The organism is Paenibacillus vandeheii (genome assembly GCF_030433635.1).
Taxonomy (GTDB): Bacteria; Bacillota; Bacilli; order Paenibacillales; family Paenibacillaceae; genus Paenibacillus; species Paenibacillus vandeheii.
In genome coordinates this window covers 41,224-66,514 of the sequence record NZ_JAROCD010000004.1, presented here as the reverse complement: position 1 = coordinate 66,514, position 25,291 = coordinate 41,224, and the positions used below count along the sequence as shown (strand labels likewise).

The 25,291-nt window shown below is 47.4% G+C and carries 24 protein-coding genes; 8 read left to right on the top strand and 16 right to left on the bottom strand.

Annotation, left to right across the window (positions count from 1 at the left end):
• Positions 1-54: 54 nt before the first annotated feature.
• Both P5G61_RS08355 and P5G61_RS08350 read right to left on the bottom strand, forming a co-directional pair.
• On the bottom strand, positions 55-870 hold the full coding sequence (locus tag P5G61_RS08355) for a hypothetical protein (RefSeq protein WP_301246048.1): 816 nt from the start codon (positions 868-870) through the stop codon (positions 55-57).
• Between the two features lie 63 nt (positions 871-933).
• Entirely contained in the window at positions 934-1,251 is a 318-nt protein-coding gene (locus P5G61_RS08350) for an ArsR/SmtB family transcription factor (protein ID WP_301246047.1), read from the bottom strand.
• A 163-nt stretch (positions 1,252-1,414) separates the two neighbouring features.
• On the opposite strand from P5G61_RS08350, the gene P5G61_RS08345 reads away from it, so the two are divergent.
• Entirely contained in the window at positions 1,415-1,804 is a 390-nt protein-coding gene (locus P5G61_RS08345; protein ID WP_301246046.1) for a nuclear transport factor 2 family protein, read from the top strand.
• A 531-nt stretch (positions 1,805-2,335) separates the two neighbouring features.
• Here the strand turns inward: P5G61_RS08345 and P5G61_RS08340 are convergent.
• From P5G61_RS08340 to P5G61_RS08315, 6 genes are all read right to left on the bottom strand, one after another.
• Positions 2,336-3,136, bottom strand: coding sequence for a phosphotransferase family protein (locus P5G61_RS08340; RefSeq protein ID WP_079695488.1), 801 nt, complete (start codon positions 3,134-3,136; stop codon positions 2,336-2,338).
• Between the two features lie 70 nt (positions 3,137-3,206).
• Positions 3,207-3,932, bottom strand: coding sequence for a hypothetical protein (locus P5G61_RS08335; RefSeq protein ID WP_301246045.1), 726 nt, complete (start codon positions 3,930-3,932; stop codon positions 3,207-3,209).
• An 809-nt stretch (positions 3,933-4,741) separates the two neighbouring features.
• Complete coding sequence (gntK, locus tag P5G61_RS08330) at positions 4,742-6,292, bottom strand: gluconokinase (RefSeq protein WP_301246044.1); 1,551 nt, start codon at positions 6,290-6,292, stop codon at positions 4,742-4,744.
• 276 nt (positions 6,293-6,568) lie between these two features.
• Positions 6,569-7,396 (bottom strand): carbohydrate ABC transporter permease, encoded by an 828-nt coding sequence (locus tag P5G61_RS08325; RefSeq protein WP_079347918.1) that lies wholly within the window; start codon positions 7,394-7,396, stop codon positions 6,569-6,571.
• Between the two features lie 21 nt (positions 7,397-7,417).
• Entirely contained in the window at positions 7,418-8,284 is an 867-nt protein-coding gene (locus tag P5G61_RS08320) for a carbohydrate ABC transporter permease (RefSeq protein WP_053782902.1), read from the bottom strand.
• A gap of 129 nt (positions 8,285-8,413) precedes the next feature.
• Complete coding sequence (locus P5G61_RS08315) at positions 8,414-9,688, bottom strand: ABC transporter substrate-binding protein (protein WP_079347916.1); 1,275 nt, start codon at positions 9,686-9,688, stop codon at positions 8,414-8,416.
• Positions 9,689-10,011: 323 nt separating this feature from the next.
• Between P5G61_RS08315 and P5G61_RS08310 the strand changes: the two genes are divergently transcribed.
• From P5G61_RS08310 to P5G61_RS08290, 5 genes are all read left to right on the top strand, one after another.
• Positions 10,012-10,779, top strand: a complete 768-nt coding sequence (locus P5G61_RS08310) for a GTP cyclohydrolase II (RefSeq protein WP_024629861.1) — start codon at positions 10,012-10,014, stop codon at positions 10,777-10,779.
• 251 nt (positions 10,780-11,030) lie between these two features.
• Positions 11,031-11,600, top strand: a complete 570-nt coding sequence (locus tag P5G61_RS08305) for a glycerol-3-phosphate responsive antiterminator (RefSeq protein ID WP_301246043.1) — start codon at positions 11,031-11,033, stop codon at positions 11,598-11,600.
• A gap of 32 nt (positions 11,601-11,632) precedes the next feature.
• A complete protein-coding gene (gene glpK / locus P5G61_RS08300; protein ID WP_301246042.1) occupies positions 11,633-13,120 on the top strand; it encodes a glycerol kinase GlpK in 1,488 nt (495 codons plus the stop codon).
• A gap of 392 nt (positions 13,121-13,512) precedes the next feature.
• On the top strand, positions 13,513-15,171 hold the full coding sequence (locus P5G61_RS08295; protein WP_301246041.1) for a glycerol-3-phosphate dehydrogenase/oxidase: 1,659 nt from the start codon (positions 13,513-13,515) through the stop codon (positions 15,169-15,171).
• Between the two features lie 67 nt (positions 15,172-15,238).
• Positions 15,239-16,243 carry a Gfo/Idh/MocA family protein gene (locus P5G61_RS08290; protein ID WP_301246040.1) on the top strand — a complete coding sequence of 335 codons (1,005 nt, stop codon included), beginning with the start codon at positions 15,239-15,241 and terminating at the stop codon, positions 16,241-16,243.
• A gap of 115 nt (positions 16,244-16,358) precedes the next feature.
• Here P5G61_RS08290 and P5G61_RS08285 read toward each other — a convergent pair whose 3' ends face one another.
• Entirely contained in the window at positions 16,359-16,661 is a 303-nt protein-coding gene (locus tag P5G61_RS08285) for a winged helix-turn-helix transcriptional regulator (protein ID WP_029880866.1), read from the bottom strand.
• A gap of 402 nt (positions 16,662-17,063) precedes the next feature.
• On the opposite strand from P5G61_RS08285, the gene P5G61_RS08280 reads away from it, so the two are divergent.
• Positions 17,064-17,450 (top strand): DoxX family protein, encoded by a 387-nt coding sequence (locus tag P5G61_RS08280; RefSeq protein ID WP_301246039.1) that lies wholly within the window; start codon positions 17,064-17,066, stop codon positions 17,448-17,450.
• Positions 17,451-17,569: 119 nt separating this feature from the next.
• Here the strand turns inward: P5G61_RS08280 and P5G61_RS08275 are convergent, their stop codons facing one another.
• The 5 genes from P5G61_RS08275 to P5G61_RS08255 form a co-directional block, all read right to left on the bottom strand.
• Complete coding sequence (locus P5G61_RS08275; RefSeq protein WP_301246038.1) at positions 17,570-18,406, bottom strand: DNA alkylation repair protein; 837 nt, start codon at positions 18,404-18,406, stop codon at positions 17,570-17,572.
• Between the two features lie 125 nt (positions 18,407-18,531).
• Positions 18,532-19,227, bottom strand: coding sequence for a Crp/Fnr family transcriptional regulator (locus P5G61_RS08270; protein WP_301246037.1), 696 nt, complete (start codon positions 19,225-19,227; stop codon positions 18,532-18,534).
• A 145-nt stretch (positions 19,228-19,372) separates the two neighbouring features.
• Positions 19,373-19,891 (bottom strand): AbrB/MazE/SpoVT family DNA-binding domain-containing protein, encoded by a 519-nt coding sequence (locus P5G61_RS08265; protein WP_079347904.1) that lies wholly within the window; start codon positions 19,889-19,891, stop codon positions 19,373-19,375.
• A 105-nt stretch (positions 19,892-19,996) separates the two neighbouring features.
• A complete protein-coding gene (locus P5G61_RS08260; protein WP_024629871.1) occupies positions 19,997-20,677 on the bottom strand; it encodes a CidB/LrgB family autolysis modulator in 681 nt (226 codons plus the stop codon).
• Positions 20,674-21,045: a CidA/LrgA family protein gene (locus P5G61_RS08255; protein WP_024629872.1), complete on the bottom strand. Its 372-nt coding sequence runs from the start codon at positions 21,043-21,045 to the stop codon at positions 20,674-20,676. The genes P5G61_RS08260 and P5G61_RS08255 overlap by 4 nt, the downstream gene beginning before the upstream one ends.
• Before the next feature lie 165 nt (positions 21,046-21,210).
• On the opposite strand from P5G61_RS08255, the gene cidR reads away from it, so the two are divergent.
• Positions 21,211-22,095, top strand: coding sequence for a cidABC operon transcriptional activator CidR (cidR, locus tag P5G61_RS08250; protein ID WP_024629873.1), 885 nt, complete (start codon positions 21,211-21,213; stop codon positions 22,093-22,095).
• Between the two features lie 150 nt (positions 22,096-22,245).
• On the opposite strand, the gene gcvPB is transcribed toward cidR, so the two are convergent.
• The gene (gene gcvPB, locus P5G61_RS08245; RefSeq protein WP_301246036.1) at positions 22,246-23,823 is read right to left on the bottom strand and encodes an aminomethyl-transferring glycine dehydrogenase subunit GcvPB; all 1,578 of its coding nucleotides are present in this window, start codon (positions 23,821-23,823) and stop codon (positions 22,246-22,248) included.
• A 27-nt stretch (positions 23,824-23,850) separates the two neighbouring features.
• The gene (gene gcvPA, locus P5G61_RS08240) at positions 23,851-25,251 is read right to left on the bottom strand and encodes an aminomethyl-transferring glycine dehydrogenase subunit GcvPA (protein WP_301246035.1); all 1,401 of its coding nucleotides are present in this window, start codon (positions 25,249-25,251) and stop codon (positions 23,851-23,853) included.
• Between the last annotated feature and the right edge of the window lie 40 nt (positions 25,252-25,291).

The following is a 25,291-nucleotide window of genomic DNA, read 5'->3' as shown; positions in this document are numbered from 1 at the left end:
GTCGATGTCATTATTGTAACCAGACACACGTCAAGGTGAGCAGAATATCAGGTTTTATTGCTTTTGAGGAAGATAGGAGCCGAAATAATGATTTGCGACTTCCGCATTATATCCATCATCACCTTGCCAGGTTGCTGCAAAGACGAAATCGCTGGAACCACCTTTGCGTTTTCTCGGTTTATCTCCAGGAACCAGTATGCCGGCTGCCGCCCAAATTTCCAACAGGGCATCGCGCTCCTGTTTGCTCGAAGGGAAGAGATCCTTCCACTTTTTCTCAAGTGTGCGAGCACTGTCTTTGGGGTCTTCCGTCTGCGCTGTTTCAAGCAGGTTGACCAGGATGGCTTGGTCTTCAGGAGTTACTTCATAGTTTGCATCGTTGTCCTGAAGCAGTAATTCCAGATCCATCAGGCAATAGATAAGCCAACCGTGACGCACGCCGCCCCACTTGATCCGTTCAAAGTTCAGGACGTTTAAGTCGACGTTGGAATATTCCTTGTCTGACTGCAAACGCAAGAAGTTGCAATCTCCACATGCACTGGTGTTAGGGTGAAGGGCAGGGCGTTCCACATAGGTGTGTAAAGGCATGTTCGATGTTAAAGCCCAGCTGGGTAATGCGCTGCGTAGATAGACTTTTTTGGTGGACAGACTATGTAAAAAGGCCGAAATCACCCGTTCTTTAAACGAGTCATCCTGATGCATGTCGTACAGACGCTGGACAATCTCGTCATGCGTGATCGTGAGTGGATCGAACATAACACCTTTACTTTTGGCATATTCAAATTCCTCCCCGGAGAAGGGTAGAGAGGTTGTTTTCCAGCCCCCACCTCCCCAGAAGGTGCTCAGCAGTATCTTTGCCGCCTTTTTGTCCATATGGTTAGCCTCCTTTATGGGAATTGCGATCATGATCATTGTGATGCTTTATCTCAGACCCACTTAATGAGCGTATTCCTCGGTTGTATTCAGAATCATCTCGATGAGGCCTGGAAAACGTACGTTTAGTTCTTCCTTTCGTAGGGAATAAAAGTGCTGTTTACCTTCAATGCGCGGCTGAATCACGCCAGCTTCACGTAAAATTTTGATGTGATGGGACAACGTGGATTTGGAAATATGGTCTACTTCGAAGGCTGAACAGTTTTTCTCGCCAGAGCTGGCCAGACAGTGTGCAATTTTCATGCGGATCGGATCACCCAATGCATTGCAGACCGTGGTCAACTTCAGTTCCGAAGCCATAGGTATCGTTGGAGTTCTCATATCTATGACGTTAGCATATTCGGCTGTACCTTTCAATGTTTGAAAAAAATCGAACTATACCTTGCGGGGAGTATAAGAAGTATGATACATTTCTTTTCAGTTAGTTCGAAAATATTCGAACTTAAAGATTGGAAAACGGCTTTTTATTCTAGGAGGAATATAAATGAGTACCACAAATACAACTACGATGTTGAACAACTATTTCCGTTTATTTGATGCTTCACGCACAGACGAGCGCGCCATGCAGGACTTATTGTCCCTGTTTACACCGGATGCAGAGATTGTGCTTAACGGCACCAGCAGATCAGGGTTTGATGGTTTTATGAAGGCTTTTTACGAATACAATAAGGATGTAAAACATATGTGGGACGGGTGGGTGCAACAGCCTGACGGCAGCTACCAGACTAACTGGGCGGTATGCGGACAAGCGGCAGACGGAACGGTATATGCCAAAGCAGGCATCGATATCGCTCGTGTGAATGATGCGGGGCAGATCGTGTACCTGGAGAATGTACAGGCTGACCAGAATGCGTTCAACAAGTATAACCATTAATTAAAATCTAGAGATTTCAGTTTTATGAATAAGGAGCCAGAGATCTGAATTAATAAGAAGATAGCAAACGTTAACTCCACAGTTTTTATTCTGTGGGGTTTTGTTATGTCCGTATGCTCAATCAACCTCTTAGGTTAGGGTTAGAACATAGGGTTGGTAGGCATCGGACCATTCAAATTGGGAATGAGTGAATCAGAGGTAGAGGCGATTATTGAGCGTAGCACCACGGAGAATATAAATCTCTTTAACCGATTCGAGTATGATTGGGAAATAAACTCTGTTTTATTGAAATAAGTAATCCAGGTTATTCTCAACGCGAAGCGAGTCGATGAGTAAGCTTGGAGCAATGTGATATGTGTTATTCAAACGAATTCTCTGTATGAAAAGGCCATCCCTCTAGTTGAAGATATGGGGATGGCCTTCATGAATGATCGCATACGACGATTCGTATTTTGGAGCTGTTCCAGCTTACGACATGTGGGTTGCGTATAATAGACAAACTTGATGTGGCAGTATTCGCGACTCACTACATCAGAAGAATTCATAGAGACCATCTTCGAAATACTCGTACTCTTCATCGGTAATTATCTTTCTTCCATAACCATCGAAGAAGGCATTATGGTCTTTACTTGATTGAAAAATATTTGGCTTTGGTCTTATAGCTAAAGATAGATCATAACGAGGGTCTCCGTAGGCTCCGCCGCTCCAATCAATGATTCCTGAAATTCTACCCTCATAGACCAAGAAATTATCAATTGTACAATCACCATGAATTAGCGTTTGCTCAAAATCAGTGGGCTTCTTATTTTTTAATTTTTCAAGTAATGCCGTTGTTCCATCAACCTTATAGTGCTCTAAATTATATTCAGCTTGTTTGAGCATAATGTCGAGCCATTTTTCACCGCTCTTAAGTTCATCAGGACAAGGCGTTGAGTGAAGTTCTCGTAACCTTCTTCCAAAGTCGAAAAGAATGTTATACCTCGTGTCTGGATCATTTTCATGCGTCAAAATTTTGCGTATAGTTTCCCCTTGTAAATACTCCATTAGCAACCAAGACTGGATACCTTCATTATCATCTTGGTGCTGAATAAATTGATATACTTTTGGAACACGAAGATGTGTTTGAGACAAACACTCCAAAATGGATGATTCTTTTCTCAGCCATTCTGAATATTGTTCTCCCCTAGTTCTCTTTAAGACGAAAAGTCCATTTTCAGAATCAATAATCCCAACATCAGAGGTATGTCCCTGCCGTGGGAAGTTGATATTGCTTATTGCACCTAACTCCTTAATTACCTCGTTAGGAATTTCTTCTTTAGAAATCGGTTCCAACTTTTCACCTCCCCCGAAGATTATCCATTCGCATAATTGTATTATCGGGATACATAAATTCACAAAAGCTCTATTTAACATAATCCTCAAAAGAAATCTGGTATTCAGAGTAGTTTGCAGGATTGCCTTTTTCAAATATCTTCAGAATAGCGGGTTCCCGGAAATCTATAGCATCTACGGAAAAATAGATAATCTTCATATCTCCGTTCACATTATTATCAGTCTTATATGATTCGATTACTGTTCCGTCCTGTATCAATTCGGTGTCTAGCATATTAGCCGTTCCACTCATCAGATAAGCAGAAAATGAAATAAAATCATAGTTGATAAAGCTCGCAACATCATCAATAGATGCCGTCTTATCGTACTTCACATATTGATTACTTGAATAAATTGCCACGAATCTGTACGGTGTGGCGATAAAAATATCCATGTATTCAAACGTACTATCATTGCTGGTCGATGTTAATAAGGGTAATTTAAAATCCTCACCAAAATACGACATATCTTTTTTCCCTTCATCAATCGCCTGAATGATTTTATCCTCTGTTAAATAATAGATATATTCGGTATCAGATGATTCTGTTTCCGATTTCACGTCAACCATTCCGTTTGCTGCATTTGAACCATATGTATTCTCTTCTTCTTTGACCTCTTCACTTGCTGGTAATTCTATTGAATCTAAGCTATTAGTTGCACTACCCTTTTCAACCAAATCATATTTAGTTAATCCATAAACCAACACAATACTGACTATAGAAATTGATAATAAAATGTTTAGAATTTTAACCTTCATTGAATATTCGCCACCCTTTAGTTTAGCTTATGTCAACATACACAATGCAGTTACCCTACTATAGTATTGGTTTTCCGTCACTTCAAAAAGAGTTTTTTTTACTTTCTACAACCTTGTTTTCAAAATCGAAAGAATGGTTTAAGACAGTGCAGTCTCCTGATGAGAAGCAGCATTGTCCAATGTAATGATATGAATACCGTTTGTTAAAGCAACATCTCGTATTACATAAACAATTTACTTTTAGTATGCTTTGTCTCCCCCCCAAAAAACAGCTTTCATCATAACAATTACCCAAACCTATTGTACCATATGTTGGTATTCCACCTTTCGTATCGTTAAAACTTTTCGTCTGGCTGCTGCGAGATGTGTACTGCCCAACATTGAGAATAGAGACATGCATTTAGCTGTAAACCACCCCCGAGTGTCCATAGCATCTAACTTACGCTCGATTTAGAAGACAAAAAATACCCTCTGAATGAAGAGAGGGTATTCCCACATTAACTTCTCATTCGAACCAACATCGCTACACTCTCCACATGTATGGATTGGCTGTATATCAACATTCTCAACCGTGTCTAAAGAACCTGAGACGCGCTATTGGACGAAAATCGGCATAAGTCAGATTCTAACGAATCGCAGAGATGTTATTTTTCGGCAATGCTCATTTTGGGGCGGTTTTTTACCGCTAAAATTGGATATAAGACGGCTCGGGTTTGTTAGATTTTGAAAACATGCTATATACCTCATATAAGACGTCTATGATTCGTTAGCTATTCCATGTTCAACGTTTGGCCCCCCCCATGCCTTCTCTACTCTTGCATCGTCTTATTCTGAAAAGCCGCAATATCCGCATACTCTTCTTCGAATTTGCGGGAGATGCGGATGAAGATCGGCAGCAGTTCGCGATAGATGCGAACGCTATCCGGGTCTGGCTGATGACGATGGGTCGATCCAATCATGCCGGAGACGGCGCTGAGGGAATCGATGCGGCCAAGAGCATAAAGCCCCAACACAGCTGCCCCAAGGCAGGAGCTTTCGATACTTTCAGGAATGATGACATCCTGGTCAAAAATATCAGCCATCATCTGTCGCCACAGCTCAGAGCGGGCGAAGCCGCCAGTCGCCTGAATCTTTTTGGGACGCCCGATTTTCTCTTCAATCGCCAGCATGACGGTGTACAGGTTGAACAAGACACCTTCGAGAGCAGCGCGAATCATATGCTCCTTCTTATGATGCAGCGTCAGGCCGAAGAATGAACCACGTGCATTCGGATTCCAGAGTGGGGCCCGCTCACCCGTCATGTATGGATGGAACAACAGGCCTTCCGAGCCTGGAGGTACATTTTCGGCAACACGGGTCAATACTTCGTACGGATCAATCCCGAGGCGTTTCGCGGTCTCTACCTCGGATGCTGCAAACTCATCCCGAATCCAGCGGAATATAACCCCGCCATTGTTCACTGGGCCTCCGATCACCCACGCATCCTCGGTGAGCGCATAACAGAAGAAGCGTCCTTTCGGATCGGTGACTGGCTTGTCCACAACAGTACGAATCGCTCCGCTGGTCCCGATGGTAACCGCCACGACGCCTGGATCAATGGCGTTTACGCCCAGATTGGAGAGCACGCCGTCACTAGCCCCGATGACAAATGGCGTCGTATCCGCAATACCCATCTCCTTGGCATATTCGGGATTTAAGCCTTTCTTGAGCAGATGAGTCGTCGGCACAAGGCGGGACAGGTGATTCGGAGTGATGCCTGCGACATGCAGTGCTTCCTCGTCCCAGTCGAGCTTTTCGAGATTCATCATTCCCGTGGCAGAGGCCATGGAGTGGTCAATCACATACTCGGAGAACAATTTATAAAATACGTATTCTTTCATTGAAATGAATTTGTGCGTCTGTTTGGACAGTTCCGGTTGATCTCGGGTCAACCACATGATTTTGGTCAGGGGTGACATCGGATGAATCGGTGTGCCTGTTCTCAAATAAATCTCGTGACCGTTCATTTCGGTTTTGAGTGCTTCCGTCCACTCGGCACTGCGATTGTCTGCCCATGTCATTGCCCGCATCAGCGGTTTGCCATGTTCATCGACGGGTAGAATGCTGTGCATGGCTGAACTGAACGAGACAAACAGAATTTCATCCGGTTTGATGCCCGCCTTGGAGGTCGCCTGTTTAACCGATTCGACGACGGCTTTGAAAATATCTTCCGCATCCTGCTCTGCAATCGCAGGAGTAGGGGTATACAGCGGGTAATCGGCACCGCCTTGAGCCACGATGGTTCCGTTCTCTTCAAACAGGACGGCCTTCGTGGAAGTGGTGCCGATATCTACGCCGATCATATAGGGTGAAGAAGCCATTTTGTCATCCCTCTTTCTTGAATATATAAGTTAAATGAATGCTGTTACACGTTTACACTCCGGGTACAGAAAGCCTTCCGATCGCCGTTATCCCCAAATTTCTTTGATCCCTCTTCAAAGGGAGAAATTTAGTTATAAATGCGAACATTTCATTTCTCCAGGCCCTTTCTGTCCCCTCCGTCCACGTGGCGCTATTCACCCAACTTATATGGCATCTGTTATTTATCTATAGATAAGAATATCAGACTTGAGGGATGGATCAAAATGCAGCTGTCCCTAATCCTTTACCGCCCCTGCGGCAATATCGGAGATAAACTGGCGGCTGATGAACAGGAACATGACAATTAGCGGAATAACGGCCAGCAGTGTACCTGCGATAACCATTGCATAATCCGTATTGTACAATCCGTTTAATTGAGACAGCGCAATCTGCAGTGTATACTTTCGCGCATCCGTCAAGACAATCAGGGGCCAGAGATAATCATTCCATACGCCAATAAACGTGAATGCCCCGAGGAAGGCAAAGGCAGGCCGCAGAATCGGCAATGCCACGTTCCAATAGAGCCGGAAGAAATTACAGCCATCGATGCGTCCGGCATCCAGCAGGTCATTCGGAATAGACTCCGTGGCATACTGGCGAATCCAGAAGATGCCGAAGGCGTTCACCATGCCTGGGATAATAAGGGCTTTGAAGGAACCGACCCATCCGAACGTCGCCATAAGTACGAAGGAAGGGACCAGCGACAGCTGGGAAGGCACCATCATGGTGGCGAGCAGCAGGACGAAGAGCCATTTTTTGCCCGGAAATTCAAACTTCGCAAACGCAAACCCTGCCAGTGAATCAAAAAACAGCACCAGTACCGTCACCAAGCCCGCCACAAACAACGTATTCATGAATGCGCCCCAGAAGTCAATCTGCTGAAGCACCCGACTAACATTGTTCCACAGTTCACCTCCGAACCAGAGCTGAGGTGGGAACTTGTAGATATCGGACGTCGTCCGGGTCGACATTACAATCAGCCAATAGAACGGGAACATGGAAATGAGCATGCCCCCGATAAGACCGGTATACAACACCAGCGATTTGAGAGATTTGGACGTCATGAGCGCTCCCCCCTTGTCACATCAGGATGACTTGCCTTGAACGAGCTTCCAGTTCACAATCGAGAACAGAGCAATAATGAGGAACATGCCCCATCCAACCGCTGCACCATAGCCAAAGTAGTTGTTAATGAATGATTCGCGGTAAAGGTACAATACAATGGTCATCCCGGCTGCACCTGCGCCGCCATCGTTGCCCACGAGAATTTGTGGTTCGGTGAACAGCTGCATGCCGCCGATCGTCGATGTGATGACAGTGAACAGAATGACGGGACGCAGCATCGGAATTGTAATGCGGAAAAAGGACTGTATTCCGGATGCGCCGTCAATCTTGGCAGCCTCGTACAATGTCTGGGGGATGCTCTGAAGTCCGGCCAGATAGATGACCGCGTTGTATCCCGTCCAGCGCCAGACGACCATGGAGGAGATCGCTACCTTAATGCCCCATGGTGCATTAAGCCATTCCACTACCGGAAGTCCGACGGACTGTAACAGGTAGTTGAGAAACCCGTAGTTGTTAGCAAACAGGGCACCGAAGATAATGGCGACGGCCACGATGGACGTCACGTTCGGCAGGAAATAGCCCACGCGAAACAGGGTGCGGAATTTTACAAAAGGTGCATGCAGCAAGAATGCCACAATTAGGGCAAAGAACAGCATCGGAATGGTGGAGTAAATCCAGATCATGAACGTGTTGCCCACCGCTTGCCAGAATTCTGCATCAGTCAGCATATATTTAAAGTTGTTTAGTCCGTTATAGGTCATTACGCCAATGCCATCCCATTTGTGGAAGGCCAGATATAAGGAGAACCCGATCGGAAACAGTCCAAATACGGCAAACAGAATGTAAAACGGGGAGATCGCCACATAGAGTGCACGATGTTCCCACATCCGGGACAAGAGTGATTTCTGCCGATCCAAATCCGGACGTACCTTACCGGGATCCGGGGTGAATCGAGGTTCGGTTACAGCCATATGAATTCCTCCTTTGCGGATTGCCATCTCGTAAGAGTGTCTGAATTAACGCTGTAACTCCCGCTCAACACGGTGGACCGTATCGGGCCAAACCTGCTCCGGGTTGGCATTTTGCTTTGCAATATCATTCAGCCGCCGAGTTATGATGTTGTGTACCGAAGGGTATCGTTCGCCAAAGAATGCTTCTGGCACATGCTGTGCTGATTCGGCAAATACAGGCCCTGTCGCCTGTCCGCCGAAGAAGGGTTCTTCTTCTTTCATCGCCGGTGTATCAAACACACCCGGTGCCGATGGAAACAGGTTCAACGTTGTATACTGTTCAAGCTGGTTTTCCGGGCTTTGCAGCCACTGGATGACTTCGAACGCTTCTTTTGGATGTTTGCTCGATTTCAAAATGGACAGGAATGACCCGCCGTTATTGCCGTCTCCCCCAGGAGCGCGAGTGACTCGCCACTTGCCCGATGTATCCGGCGCGGCTTCCTGCAATACCTGCTTCATCCAGACCGCTCCCACAAAGGAAGCAATCTCACCATTATTCATCGCTGCATTCCACCCTGGGGTCCAGCCGTCTGCATTGGCGAGCAGCCCTTTTTGCTTGAAGGATACGGCGGTATCCCAGCTCTGCTTGACGAGTGGCGAATCCATGCCGATAAACGAGCCGTCCGGACGGAAATACCGTTCGGTTCCTTGCGACAATACTTGATTGTAAACGGTTCCAATATTATCGGTTAGAAATACCTTTCCTCCGAACTTCTCCTTGATCTTTTCTCCGGCAGCAGAATAAGCATCCCAGTTGTTGATCTGTAGAGCCACTTCTTCAGGCTCGGAGGGCAATCCGGCCTCCTTAAACAGATCTGCACGGTAGAAGAGAGCTGTCGGTCCCGTATCCATGGGGAAGCCGATCATCTGCCCGTCTGGCGTAACACCTTGCTTCCATTTCCAATCCAGATATTGGTCTTCGACGTCACCTGCGCCGAGATCATACAGATTATAGAAACGGTCCTCGCTGGGAAAAAGCTCCATGATCCAATCGTTCAATGCGACAATGTCGGGCTCACCGGAGCGCGCAGCGAGTGTCGTTTTGAGTTTTGCTTTGAAATCACCGCCGATTTTCTGGGCGGTCAGTTCAATATTGGGGAACTTTTCCTTGGCCTTGGCAATCAGCTTATCATCGATGGAACGGTTCCAGTACCATAATGTAAGCGCTACCTTTTTGTTGCTCGCTGAATCGTTCTGTCCCGGCCAGATGGAGCATCCGCTCACCAGCATGACACAGACTAGCAGAATGGCTGTCCAGCATGTTCTTTTCCGGCGGATCATGTGATAACCCCCTCATCGTTAAGTTCGAGGCATGAAGTGCGATGGACTACAACATAAGTGTATGAGCAGTTTATAAACTCATACCCAATATTCCTGAAATGAAACACAAATTCTTGTCGGTTACGTATCATGAATTTAGTAGTTACTTTAAAAACAAAAGTTACTTGACACAACATAATTTTTATTTTAAACTTGCTTACATAAAGTAACTAATGATGATGACAATAATATAGATACGTACGATATGCCGTTCAGTGATCCATTTTCCGTCAAGATGCGAATCCATTCCTAACCAAAGATGGCCTAACAGGAGGAACTTACTAATGATTAATTCACATATTATTCAACTGCTTGCCCCCAAAATTCAGACTTTTCCGAGTGGAAAAGAATTCATATACCTCGTGGGTCCGATTAAGCTCCCGGTGAATCTCGATGGAGAGACACGTACCTTCCAGTGGTACAGCTGGATGAAATCGGAGAAGGCCATGGAAAGCGGTGAGCTGATTGAATCGCTCGCTACTGCCGAACTGGCTGAACGCCAGCAATCCAGTGTATTGGTATACGGTGACTTTGCCGAAGCACAGGAAGCGCTGATTCGGATGCACAGCATCTGTCATACAGGCGACATTTTTGGCAGCAAACGTTGTGACTGCGGCTTCCAGCTGGAGCAATCGATGAAAATGATTGCTGCCCACGGAGCAGGCGCGCTGTTCTACTTGGCAAACCATGAGGGCCGTGGTATCGGTCTGTTCAGCAAAGCGATGGCATACCTGCTGCAAGAGGAAGGTTTGGATACCGTTGATGCGAACCTGCAACTTGGATTCACAGATGATGCGCGTAATTATGATGATGCCATTGCCGTATTGCGTGCATTGCGTTCAGCACCCGTTACATTGATCACCAACAATCCACGGAAGCTCGCTGCTTTGCAGGAAGCGGGATTGAATGTGGGTGGACGTGTACCGCTGTGGGGAGATCGTTCGGCCTTCAACGAAAAATATTTGCAGACCAAAGTGAGCCGTTCCGGCCACTTGGCAGAAAAGGATGGCTGGGCTGGAGAAGAAACCTTGCTTCCGCATGCCCAGGCTTAAAAGGATGATCCTGATGGATCATTCAGCATAAATTTGCCATGAAGTCGGTTTCTCCTACTGTTCAATAGACAGGATAATTTAAGCTGTTCGTGTATGCTCCTTCCGGGGTTACATGAACAGCTTTTTTGAGTTTAGACAACGAAATAGTCCATTCTTACGTCAAGAAATGTTCTTTCGACCCTGACTTCCCTTGCCGTTCCACCATGTGAACTATACAATATAGGCATCTGATTTATGCGGGAGGAACGAAGGTGCCATTTGAGGGACAGTATGTGTTACCGGCTGCCAAGAGCATGAAGCAGTTCGAAGCAATGATTGAAGGCCCTTACACCTATGGGGTTGTGCTGGATACACACATCGCGCAGCTTCACAGTGTGATGGAGGAAGCACGGCGGCGTGACAAGAAAATATTACTGCATGCCGATCTGGTGCAGGGGCTGAAGAACGATGAATATGCCGCAGAGTATTTATGCCAGCATATTCGTCCGGCAGGACTGATCTCAACGCGAGCCAGTATAATTCAGAAGGCAAAGCAGAAAGGGATTACAGCCATTCAGCGCATTTTTTTGCTGGATACCAATGCGCTGGAGAAAAGTTATCTTTTGCTGTCCAAGACCCAGCCGGATTATATTGAAGTACTGCCTGGTGTTATTTCGCATATTATTGCAGAAGTATCCATACGGACAGGTATCCCCATCATTGCAGGTGGGTTGATCCGCTCACCGGAAGAGGTTGAACTGGCTTTGGAAGCCGGAGCTACCGCAGTAACCACTTCCAACGTGGACCTGATTCGGCACTACAAGAAATCGCATACAGCGTAAAAGCAGTAATCCCACAACAGGAGGTTGTCTGTATGGAAAAATATATATTGGCCCTTGATCAGGGAACGACGAGTTCCCGGGCTATTCTGTTTAACCGGAGCGGGGAGATTGTGCATATTGCACAGCAGGAATTTCCGCAATACTTTCCCAAGCCGGGCTGGGTGGAGCAGAACGCCAATGAAATCTGGAGCTCCATTCTGGCAGTGATGGCTTCATGTCTGGCCGAAAGTGGAATCAAGCCGGTTCAGATTGCCGGCATCGGCATTACGAACCAGCGGGAAACGGTTGTGGTATGGGACAAAGAAACAGGCCGCCCCATCTATAATGCTGTAGTTTGGCAGTCCAGACAAACGGCTGGAATTTGTGATGAGTTGAAGGGGAAGGGACTGGGTGACCTTTTTCATCGCAAAACGGGACTGCTCATTGACCCTTATTTCTCGGGAACAAAGGTAAAGTGGATTCTGGATCATGTGCCTGGTGCCCGGGAGCGTGCAGAGAAGGGTGAGCTTCTGTTTGGTACGATCGATAGCTGGCTAATCTGGAAGCTGAGCGGCGGTACACATGTCACCGATGTATCCAATGCTTCCCGAACCTTAATGTACAACATCTATGATCTGCAATGGGATGACGAATTGCTGCAGATTCTGGACATTCCCAAAGCGATGCTGCCGGAAGTACGCGGTTCATCCGAGGTGTATGCACATACGGTTGACTATCACTTCTTCGGTCATCGGATTCCGATTGCCGGAGCAGCAGGAGATCAGCAGTCGGCCTTATTCGGTCAAGGCTGTTACACAAAGGGAAGCATGAAAAATACGTACGGCACCGGATGTTTCATGCTCATGAATACCGGAGATCAGCCAGTGCAGTCCGATCACGGGCTGATCACAACCATTGCCTGGGGAATGAATGGCAAAATCGAGTATGCATTGGAAGGCAGCATTTTTGTTGCGGGTTCGGCGGTACAGTGGCTGCGTGACGGTTTAAGGATGCTTCGTTCCTCCAAAGATAGTGAGGACTATGCGGCACGCGTACCCTCTACAGACGGCGTTTATATGGTGCCAGCATTTGTCGGTCTGGGAAGCCCTTATTGGGACAGTGAGGTTAAGGGAGCGGTATTTGGCTTGACGCGAGGAACGACCAAAGAACATTTAATCCGTGCAACGCTGGAAGCACTGGCTTACCAAACCAAGGATGTACTGGCGGCAATGGAATCCGATTCAGGTATTTCGGTCAATGCCTTGCGCGTGGATGGGGGAGCGGCGGCCAATGATTTTCTGATGCAATTCCAGAGTGACATTCTGAATATCCCTGTTGAGCGTCCCACTGTGAACGAAACGACGGCATTAGGTGCGGCTTATTTGGCAGGACTTGCAGTCGGATATTGGAATAGCGCGGATGAAGTGATGGATCACGAGAATACGGAACGTGTCTTCCATCCGGTTATGGCTGAAGGAGAGCGATCAGAACTGTATGCAGGGTGGCAACGTGCCGTGAAGGCAGCGATGGTTTTCAAATGACTAGAGAATACGTGAAATGGGCATTTGTACTTTTTCGTTAAACTTATACAATAAATGATATTTATTGGTGGAAAATGATGCATAACTTACAGGGTTTATTTTCCTGGAGAAGAGAAAACAACTATCCACTTTAAGGGAAAATAAATGATTAATGGATCAGCTTGAAATTCCCTCCGCAGGCAGAACAACTTTTTGAAATTTTTTTGAATAATGTGTCATTTCAGGCCTTCACGCCGCCGGAAATGTGTGATAGGATTAACTCACAAGTTAAAAAATGATGTCTGGAGATCGGGAGAGACCACGTACCGCTCAGCAATTGCTGCAGCGAATGACGTGGTCTTTTTTTTGTGCTTTTGTGAGTAAAACAAAGGTAAGGAATGGGAGGAATCGGGATGACAGCATCGTTCTCGGCAGAAAAACGTACCGAATATTTGGATCGTATGGCGAATGCACATTTTGACATATTGATTATTGGCGGAGGAATCACGGGAGCTGGTATTGCACTGGATGCAGCATCCCGTGGATTGAAGACAGCACTGGTGGAAATGCAGGATTTTGCGGCAGGAACTTCAAGTCGATCCACCAAGCTGGTGCATGGCGGTCTGCGGTATCTGAAGCAGCTTGAAGTGAAGATGGTTGCTGAGGTGGGACGGGAGCGAGCAGTGGTGTACGAGAATGGGCCCCATGTGACGACACCCGAACCGATGCTGCTTCCCATCTATACGGCGGGTACCTTTGGCCGCTTCAGCACATCCATTGGCCTGATGGTGTATGACCGTCTCGCTGGAGTTAAGCGTAGTGAACGACGTCAAATGTTAAATGCCGGAGCTGTCTTGGACAATGAGCCTTTGCTTCGCAAAGATGGGCTGCTGGGTGGTGGACGCTATGTGGAGTACCGGACGGACGATGCCCGGCTTACCATTGAAGTAATGAAGGAAGCGGTACGGTGCGGCGTTCAGGCCGTCAACTATGTAAAGGCAGCCGCATTCCTGAAGGAGAATGGGTTGGTTACAGGCATTCAGGCGGTGGATCAGATTAGCGGTCAATCGTATGATCTGCGGGCAACCAAAGTGATTAATGCCTCCGGTCCATGGGTGGACGAGCTGCGCAAGATCGATGGGTCCCGCCAAGGCAAAACATTGCAGATGACGAAAGGTATTCATCTGGTATTCGACGGCACACGTTTTCCGTTAAGGCAGGCTGTATATTTTGATACACCGGATGGACGAATGGTCTTTGCTGTCCCGCGGGAGGGTAAAACCTATGTAGGAACCACAGATACCGTGTTTGAAGATGATCCCGCACACCCGTTAATCTCCCAGGCAGATCGGGATTATGTCATCGATGCCGTCAACGGGATGTTCCCGGACGTACGGATTCGTGCTGAGGATGTGGAGTCCGGTTGGGCGGGTGTGCGTCCGCTGATTCATGAAGAAGGCAAGGGGCCTTCTGAAATTTCACGCAAGGACGAAGTCTGGGTAGCCCCTTCGGGGTTAATTACGATTGCCGGGGGCAAATTAACAGGGTATCGCAAAATGGCCGAGATGGTAGTTGATCTGGCTGCCCGCCAGTTGGAGCAGGAGACGGGAAGATCCGTTGGGCCATGTATAACGAAAGAAATGCCAATCTCAGGGGGAGATGTCGGAGGTTCTGCTAACTTTGGTGCGTATGCTGAACGCAAGATTAAGGACGGCGTCGCACTTGGACTTGATCGATCTGCTGCGGAGCGATTAGCCCGAGTATATGGGTCTAATGTGGATGCACTGTACGAGCGGATGCCTGATCCGCGGGCTAAGGCCGAGCTGCATGCTCTGCCCCAGGAGCTGCTGCTGATGCTGAGTTATGCGATCGACGAGGAGATGACTGTAACACCGGCAGACCTTTTTGTGAGACGTACCGGGGACCTGTTTTTCCGCATTGACGAAGTACGTCAGTATAAAGCAGCGGTAATTCAGTATATGGCTGAACGCATGGATTGGCTTGAGGAGCAAGTGACATGGTATACGCAGGAGCTGGATCAGTTGCTCTTGGAGGCATCGGGCCAAATTTAATGCAGGAATTCGCATCTGGGGGTCGAATGGAACATGTAAGTGTGTAACAGGAGAGGGGATTACATCTATGACTTTACAGATCGGAATCATTGGAACAGGTTGGTTCAGCAAGGTACATGCGGATATTCTGGCACGAATGGAAGGCGTTCGTGTAGCAGCTGTTTGTGGAACAGCGCTGGAGAAGGCGGAGGCCATGGCTTCCGTCTATGATGCTGTTGGCTACGGTGAACTTGAACATATGTTAGATGGTGAGAAGTTGGATGCAGTCTATATCTGTGTTCCTCCGATGTCTCACGGAACGATTGAAACCGAATTGATTCGTCGGGGTATCCCGTTCCTGGTAGAGAAACCGCTAAGTACAGGCATGGATATTCCCCGTCAGGTGCTGGACCAGATACAGAAGTCCGGATTGTTGACGTCTGTAGGTTATCATTTCCGTTATCAGGAGGCCGCACAGGTGCTGCAACAAGCGATGAAGGAGCAGACCGTCGGTATGGCGCTTGGGCGCTGGATGGGCGGAATGCCAGGAGTCGCCTGGTGGCGTCGTCAGGAAGGCTCCGGGGGACAGTTTGTGGAACAGACGACTCATATCGTGGATCTGCTGCGGTACTGTGCTGGCGAAGTAACAGAGGTATACGCAGTAGCGGCCCAGCGCAGCATGCATGAGAAGCATGAACATGTCACGGTAGCTGATGTAGCGAATGTAACGCTTAAGCTGGAGAGTGGGGCCATCGCAAGCATTGCCAACACTTGCCTGCTGCCAGATGGTGAGGGTGGCGCAGGGCTCCAGTTCTACACGGATGCCGGAGTCTGGGATTGGACGCCTGAACGTCTTCTTCTGCCAAGTGCTGCCCCTCATGCGATGGCAGGTCTGGAGATTCCAGCAGGACATAACCCGTATGAGCGGGAAAATGAAGCGTTTATTCACGCCCTTCGTACCGGGGATCGCTCACGGATTTTGTCCGATTATGCAGATGCCTGTCGCACACAAGAGATTACAACGGCGGCATTGGTTTCGGCAGATTCGGGTTTGCCGGTACAGCTTCAGCGCTCCAAACATCTCTCTCATTAATCCTTGTATGACGTAACAAGAACTATAAATCCATGACAAAGACGCCTGAATCTGGACTGATCCGAAGATCAGTTCAATTCAGGCGTCTTTGTGTTGAGCATGAATCAGAATATAGCTACTTAGTAGACTGCTGCTGTTTCAACCAGTCGGAGGACCAGTTGTATATCTGATTAATGACAGGTTCAATGGCTCTGCCTTTGGGCGTCAATTCATACTCTACGCGGGGTGGAATTTCAGGATACATATGCCGGGTTACGATACCTTCCATTTCCATTTCCTTCAGACGTTCGGACAACAAGCGACCGCTAATCGCCATTTCTGCTTCCAGCTCAGTGAATCGTTTGGGTCCAGATAACAGTTGGTACATGATAAGCAGCACCCACTTCTTACCAATGATATCCATGGCTTGAGTAATCATACAGGGACTTGGCGATTTTACTTTTCTCAGCTTCAACGTGTTCACCTCGATTCAAGTATTAAGGTTTTTTTCGTATATATAAAAGTGCGTGGCTTTCTGCCGCTCTGACCAAAGTAAGGGACAATGAAGTCAACCTGTTACTACAAATTGTACTGTAACATACCTTTTGTAATGTATTATACACTATTCGTCAAAAAATTACTTGAATAAATAATGTTATTATTATATACTCACTTCACAAAAGTAAGTTAATGATTATTAATATACATAATATCAGCACATACTAATTTCGCAGTGCAAAACGGCTATTTTTTAAAAATAGAGTTACGTTGTAACTTTTACATAGATTGCTTTTTATACAACAGATGGATATGGACATTCATTTTCAGGAGGATTATACATATGAACAAAGGTTTAAGAATTTCGGGGTATATTGCGTTGGTTGTGCTTGCAGGTGTGTTCGTAATGGCAGGGTTTAACAAGGTTAGTGGAGCAGAGATGATGATACAGACTTTCGAAGGGTTCTCCTATCCTACATGGACGATGTATCTCATTGGTGCAGTGGAGCTGCTCAGTGCGGTGGGATTGTTGATTCCGCGTACTCGTCTTCTGGCTTCAGGAGTACTGACGTTCATTCTGATTGGGGCTGTGGGAAGTCATCTGATTTATGGACAATATACGGCTGTTCCTTTCCCGGCGGTGTTATTGGTTGCTAACATTGTCGTTCTGATTATGGGCATGCGTAAACTGGAAGCAGAAGAATTGGATATGGATCTCGTGCAGGTCTAAGGGCAGAACTCTGTGGAGTGCAGATATTGAAAAAGATGACCATTGTGATGTAGCGATAGTCATCTTTTTTTCGTCTTTTAAGTTGCCGGGGGGTACCCTGTATAAGGATTGCTTAAAGATTAAAGGCTTCGTTGACCACGTGCGACGATCCGCAGTGTATGCTTAGTATCCGATTGCTGAATCCAGGTGTCACACACCTGACGAACCCACTCCGGGTTGGTTTTGCCAGCGTCATTCAGCCAGTTGCTGACAGAGTCCTGCACATATTTATGAGCATCGGATTTCACATGATCGAGCAGGGGGAGAGCCATGGCTGGATTTTCTTTTAACTGCTGAATATGCTTGGCCCACACACCGTGCGGTCTTGTTGATTCTATGGCAAACCGGCGGATCAGCGGGTCAGGATCTATCGTCCATTCCACCAGAAGCGCTACAGCGTCTAATAGCTCAGCAGTAATTGGCTCACGAACAGCCATCCAGGCGATCTCTCTTACACCAAAGTGATGATCTGCTGCGAAAGGTCTGATCCGATTCAACTTTTCATTCAGATTCAAGCGGGAATCCAATCCGATGATATAGGCTGCCCAGCAGCGTACACTATCTGATCTATGATCTGCAAGGAATCGGAAATGATGCATTCGCTCATTGTCTCCCAGGCGCTCCAGAAGTGCGAGCCACTGATTGGCGATAGCGGGGATGATTTTCATAATTCGCTGTTCATTCATCTGTGTTAACTGCTCCGTAATCTCGCGGGTTTCGGCATCCATTCGCAGTTCCTGGGCGACCTGCTGAAAAAGGAGAATGTGGTCCACAGCGAGCCATTCCGTCAGATTCACCGATTCGATATGTCCGGCTTGAAGCAGGCTGTGTATCTGATCCGGAATGTCAGCTGCTTTGCGTGCGCCTTTGCGTAGAAGAACGTCCTCGGATATATCTAGGTCTGTCTTTGCATCCATTACCGTACTCCTCCTTGTTTATCAGCATTTTGCATAATTCTTTGGGATTGTGAAAAATGCTGATATTATGTAGATTCATTCATCTACACGATACAATTAGCAGCAGAAACAAGATGTAATGCACCTTACAACTGACCGTTTAACCTGTTTGATACGAACATTTCATCGTGATGCAGGGATAATGACTTGAATCCAGTGCGAATGCGTCCGGTTCTCGTAAGCACTTGCAAAGCAGCACTAACGGATTCTCGTGTTGCTCCAGCCATCCAGGCAATCTCCTGATGGGTGAGCGCAAGATTGATTCGACAATACTCTTCCTCTTCCAACCATCCGATCTGATTGGCCAGTCGAACGAGATTATGCATAATTTTGTCATGCAGGTTGCCGAGTGCCAGCTTCTGTGTCAACTCACTCATTCCCATGATTCGCTCACTCAGCACTCTCATCAGATTCATCATAAACTGGGGATGTTCAATCAGAAACTGTTCAAAACGCTGCCTGTCCATCAGACAAATGTCGCATTCTTCCATGGTATCGATATAAACGGTACGTGTGCCGAGTGAAATGCCGTTCATTTCTCCAAACACATTCCCTTCTCCCAAAATATCAAATGTAAACTGTTTTCCCTCTTCATTTAACGTATACAGACGGACTCTTCCCTTTTTGACAAAATAGAAGCCTTCTGCAAATGTATCGGGTGTCTGGATGATTGTATTCTTCGGCATGGTTGTAATGGACGTCATGCTGTCCATTTCCGCTAGGTCTGCTTCTGACAGGCAGGACATGAGGTTAAATTGTGACAAATACCGGATTTTATCCATAGAACTCCTTTCCATTATTAACGTATGAATATAAAAAAAAGAAGAACCCACAGTGATCAAAGGGTTCTCTTGCAGTAGGACTTCCTTCGTTCGGAAGATCTCCTGATTATAGATAATCAAAAAAGTCACTCGAAAGACGTTTTTCTTATAGCAATTTTTTTAATTGGGAGACGCGTCCTTGGCTGATGCCAAGCTTTTCCGCAATTTGCTGTTGAGCCAAACCGGGATTCTGTTCAACAATTTCCTTCATCTGTTGCAACATTCGTGCCGTTTTCGGCCGCAGGTCCGGGTACTCTTGGTTGGCAGCTGTAGCCCCTTCTTCCAATACGGGAGACGAGACTGTGGCGGATTCAGTAGCAGGACGCTCCACGGGTGCAGGAGCCTGTTTGTTCTGAGGAACGAACCATTCGGGAGTGTCATCCGGGTGTTTTAATTGAATTGCACAAGTCCGGCAGATGAATTGCTCTTTGAAATACATTTCCGTATCCACATCACCGCAAAACACACACAACGTTGATTTGTACTTTCTCAAAATCAACTCTTTCCCTTCAATGAAAAACTCAAGCGGATCGCCGATATGGATTTCCATCGTATCCCGCATTTCTTTGGGAAGGACAATTCGTCCAAGGCGGTCCAGAGATCTCTTCATTCCGGTTCTTTTCATCGCATCTCCCCCGCAATATTCTCAATTAAAACCTGTCCTTATTGTAAGGAAGAAAGGGCTTTAATACAACAATAATATTTCAAAAAAAAGGGATCTTTCCAGCTATTATGGGAAAATAAGTTTAGAAAGTATAGGTGCAACTGCTAAAGTGAACAACGCAGCCAGTACCATGGAGATGCTGGAGATCGTTCCTGTCAGCGAACTGAGCTCAAATGCCTTGGATGTGCCTGTTCCGTGGGCACCGGTTCCAAACAGCGTTCCACGTGCGATCTCGCCATCAATACGCAGCATTTTCACAATGGACGGCCCCATAATTGCCCCCAGCAGACCAGTCATGATGACAAAAACCGCTGTAATAGCCGGAATGCCGCCAATCGTAGCCGATACGTTCATCGCAATGGGAGTCGTAATCGATCTCGGGATCAGACTATGAATGAGTCCGGAATCCAGACGCAGCCATTTGGCGAGCAGGGCAGAAGAGAGGACCGCCACCACAGAGCCTGTCATAACACTGAAGACGATCTCGGAAATATGTTTTTTGAGTACATGGAAAAACGTATAAAGCGGTATGGCAAAAGCCACCGTAGCCGGTTGAAGCAGAAGACTTAGCCATTTGCCGCCACTGCTGTAGGCTGCGTAATCCGTACCTGTTGCAAGCAGCACGCCAACGACAAGTAGCGGCGTAATCAGCAGCGGAGAGAGATAAACTTTGGGCAGATTACGATACATGCGTTTGGCGACCCAATATATACCGACGGTTAACAAGAGACAGAGAAATCCAATCATCCGGTGTGACGCTCCTTTCGTTTGGCGATTCGGGTGGCTACAAGTCCCGTGCAGGCCATGACCAAAAATGTGCTAAGCAGAACAATAAACAGAATTTGCAGTCCGTCTTGCTCCAACATGGGCATGTAGTTCATAATACCGACGGCTGAGGGGATAAAAAACAGCAGTAGCTCACCGAGCAGCCAGGCAGCTCCAATTTCAATCCAACGCAGCTTCACGACCCCGGTCTGAAGCAAAATGAACAGCACGACCATGCCAAGTATGGAACCGGGTATAGGTAGATGGAGAGCACGGGCCAACTGGTCCATGAGCAGTGAAAAGGCCATTAAGAGTGCAACTTGCAAAATGCCAAGGCCCCATTTCTTCACTTTAATCCCTCCTTGTATAATTAACGTGATGATTTTGAAATGTTTATGAAAATGAATGGAAACATTGTTTGGTATCACAAATTTTACATCGCATTCTTTCATGAGTAAAATGCATATTAAGAATGTTTACCATTCCATTTATCTATGAAGGATGGGGATCAGACGATGGATATCCGCCATTTGCAATATTTTCTGGAAGTTGCCCGGCAGCAAAGCTTCACCAAAGCAGCCGAAGTGTTGTTCATTACACAACCGACGATTAGCAAAACGGTCAAAAGCCTTGAAGATGAATTGGGCGTAACTCTGTTGGATCGTTATGGCAAGAAGGTTGCGCTGACGGATGCGGGGCATGTCTTTTTCCGACAGGCGCTGGAGATTGAAAAATCATTTCGCAGTCTGTCGTCCGAGCTGGACGATCTGATGAACCTGAAGAAGGGACATCTTCGAATTGGTCTGCCACCGATGGTGGGGTCCAGCTTTTTTCCAATGATTATCGGTGAATTCCATAAAGCTTACCCTCAGGTAACCATTCAGCTATTTGAGGATGGTGCCAAAAAAGTGGAGGCTGATGTCATCAGCGGTGCACTGGATATTGGTGTTGCTGTACTGCCAACAGTGGATGAACTGGTGGATCATTTTGTTTTTGTGAAAGAGAAGCTGAATCTGCTCGTACACCCTTCGCACCCGCTTGCGGGTAAAGAGTCGGTCGCTCTGCGCGAACTGGAGCATGATGCATTTGTGCTGTTTCGGGAAGATTTTGCACTGCATGACCGGATTATTGCAGCCTGCCAGCATGTAGGATTTCAACCCCGGGTAGTGTATGAGAGCTCGCAGTGGGATCTGCTCAGTGCGATGGTAGCGGCTAATTTGGGCGTGGCGTTGCTGCCAGAGACAATCTGCCGTGAGGTGGATCATATGCGTGTACGCATTATACCCGTGATGGAGCCCGTAATTCCGTGGCAGCTTGGCATGATCTGGCGGAGGGATCGATACTTATCCTTCGCAACCCGCGAGTGGATCAGTTTTACACAGTCCATGCTGAGTGAATAGGAATTCCGATCTTAACTCCAACTTAAAGCTTTGGAATCTATAGTAAAAAGACCCTCAACACGTGTTGAGGGTCTTTTTACTGTCTATTTATAGAACTTGTAATATTAATGCTCCTATATATGAACACTAAAGTAGGGTGCTGTGTACAAGCTAATGCTGTTCCTGAAGTTCGGGTTGTGTTTTCTTCAAATATGCACGCCAAGTAATACACCACTGTTTCGGATCGTCCAAAGATGATTCATCATTGCGGTGCACCGTGCTGCTGTGCGGAGCCGATTTGACGATATCTGGCTGAGTATAGGCTTCATTCGAGATATGCTCCAGCGCATGGATATATTCGTCGAGATCCTCCTTGGAATAGGATTCCGTTGGCTCCAGTGTGAACGGCTGCGGAACAATATATGGATGATGAGAGGTCCAGTAATGCAAGCCAAAATCACACATTCTTCGCGTAATATCCTCCGTCGTCACTCCAGTCTCATCCGTGAGCTGTTTCCAGCTGTAGCGGACCTGTTCCAAACGACGTCCTTGAACATACGGGGCACTCGCTCCACGTATTTGAACAATTTTATGATATAGATAGTTGTTATTCAGCACCGCTACCTGGGCAACATCCTTCAGACCATCCGGTCCGAGGCTCATAATCCAGGCGTAGGAGCGGAGGACGGTTTGGGCTACACCGTGAAAACTGCGCACCTTTCCGATGCTGACTTCAGTTTGATTTCTCAGGATATAACGTCCGCCTTCTTCTTTATCCACCAGTGGTCCAGGCAAGAAACTCTTCAGGGCGTCTGTCACCCCGAGAGCGCCCGTTGCAGGACCGCCACACATATGGGGCGCAGCAAAGGTTTTGTGGAGATTGAAGAAGCACATATCAAAACCCGCTTCCTTTGCTCGTGTTATCCCGAGCAGGCCATTGGCGTTAGCCTGATCATAGTAGCAAACACCACCAGCTGCGTGCACCACATCCGTAAACTCGCGGATACGATGGTTATAGATGCCTGTGTCCTCTGGATTAGCCACGACGAATCCGGCTGTCCGTTCGGAGACAACGTTCTTCAGCTTCTCAAGGTCCGGGAATCCGTCTTCGTCTGGATGTAGCGTAATAATCTTATATCCCTTGACGGCAGCTGTAGCGGCCTGGGAAGGATGAGAGAAGATGGTTGTAATGATCTCATCACGCTGCTCCCCTTCACCACGCGAATCATGATAGGCGCGGACGATGGAGGCCATAGCCAGAAGTGCCTGGGTTCCGCTGCTCGGCTGAAAGGAGAATGCATCCATACCGGAAATCTCTCGCATTGCCAGATCGAGATTATGGAATATTTCGAGAATACCCTGAACAGAATCCACATTCTGCAGCGGATGAAGCTCAGTCATACGTGGATTGCGGATAAGCATTTCGTTAATCCGGGGAATATATTTCATCGTGCAGGTTCCCTGGCCAATTTCCACATTCATATCCGATCCCAGCGTTTCCTGGGATAATCTCAAATAATGCCGCAGTACCTTGGCCTGACCGATTTCCGGCAAAGCTGGCGTATTGCGCCGCCACATGGACGCCGGTATGCTGTCTTCCGCGCTACCTACTTCAGTGGCTACAGCTGCTTCCGTCCCCGGCGGGATGACGCCCCGCTCTCCTTGCCGATGAAGTTCAAAGATAACGGGCTCATCCCATTTCGCTTGGTGAAACTTACGAACCTTATGGTCTCTGCGAATCCGTTTCATGGCGTTCAGTCCTCCTCTATATGATCACTATGATGTGCTGACAATGGAACGAAGAGCATCGACAAGTCGGTCCAAATCCGCCTGGGTATGCGTTTCCGTGACGCAGTAGAGCGCACATTGACCCCACGCAGGGTAGGATGAAGATAAATCCTTGCCTCCAAAAATCCCTGTCTCCATTAATCTCTGGTTGATCTCGTCAACGGTTAGACCTGTATCATTAAAATCAACAACAAACTCTTTGAAAAAGGTGCCATTTTCGAAGCGAAGAGACACACCTGGAATTCGTGATATCTGTTTCGCAGCGTAATGCGATTTCTGAATAATGGTGCTGCCAACCTCCTGCATTCCAACGGGACCGAGGAGGGCTAGATATACACCTGCCGTAATACCCCATAAAGCGGTCTGGGTTCCTACCGATTCCTTGCCTTTCTCCCGAAGAGCGAATGAGGTACGTTCATAGGCAACATCCCCGAAGCCATATTCGCCTTCCACCTCAGTTGGCACGATGCCAAATAGTCGCGAAGGGTATTCCATTACGTATTTTTCCTCATCACGTGTTGCGATAAAGCCAGCCTGCCCACCGCCAAAGTTCATATGCATACCCAGCGGCTGCAAATCTCCGCAAATGATATCCGCCCCGTAGCGGCCCGGAGGCTCCAGAACGCCAAGTGAAATGGGATCAACACCTACAATAGAAACCGCATTTATTTTATGAGCCAGCTCAGCAATCTCAGCTCCCTGATCCTCAATGATTCCAAGGTAACCGGGATTTTCAAAATATATCGCTGCCGTATCGTCACTTAGTTTGCTACGCAGATCATTCAGATCCATTCGTCCTGTCACCTGATCGATGTCAACATACTGGATATCCATGACCGGAGTGCAGTAATTTCGAATAATTGCTGCCTTATCGGGATCTACAGAACGAGGGAGCAGCACGATTTTGCGCCCTGTAATACGTCCCGCCATGCGGATCGCGGTGGAAGTCGCCTGAGCCCAGTCGAAGGTTGGAACGTTTACGACATCCATATCCACGAGTTCGGCAAGCAGGCTCTGATATTCGAACAGGGCCTGGAACCGACCATGGTCCTCGTAAGGTTCTCCAGCATAGGCTGTCACGAATTCAGAACGCTGATTGATCTCGTCGCATACAGCCGGGATGAAATGCTGCCAGCATCCTGCGCCCAGAAAATTAAGATAATCAGCACCGTGCTTGTTCTTCGCTAGTAGTCCATCAATATGTCGGCGCAGTTCATACTCGTTCATGGCTGGCGGAAGGTCCATCTCCCGCTGTAGCTTCAGGCTGTCAGGAATCGCGTCATGGAGCTGCTCCATAGACGTTAAACCAATTTCTTTTAGCATCGCGTCCCGGACCTCCGGCACGGTATTTGGAATATAGGGATGGGCATATGTTTTGTTGTGAGCCACAATTAACGCCTCCGTTCATATGTTGAGAAAATATTCTTTC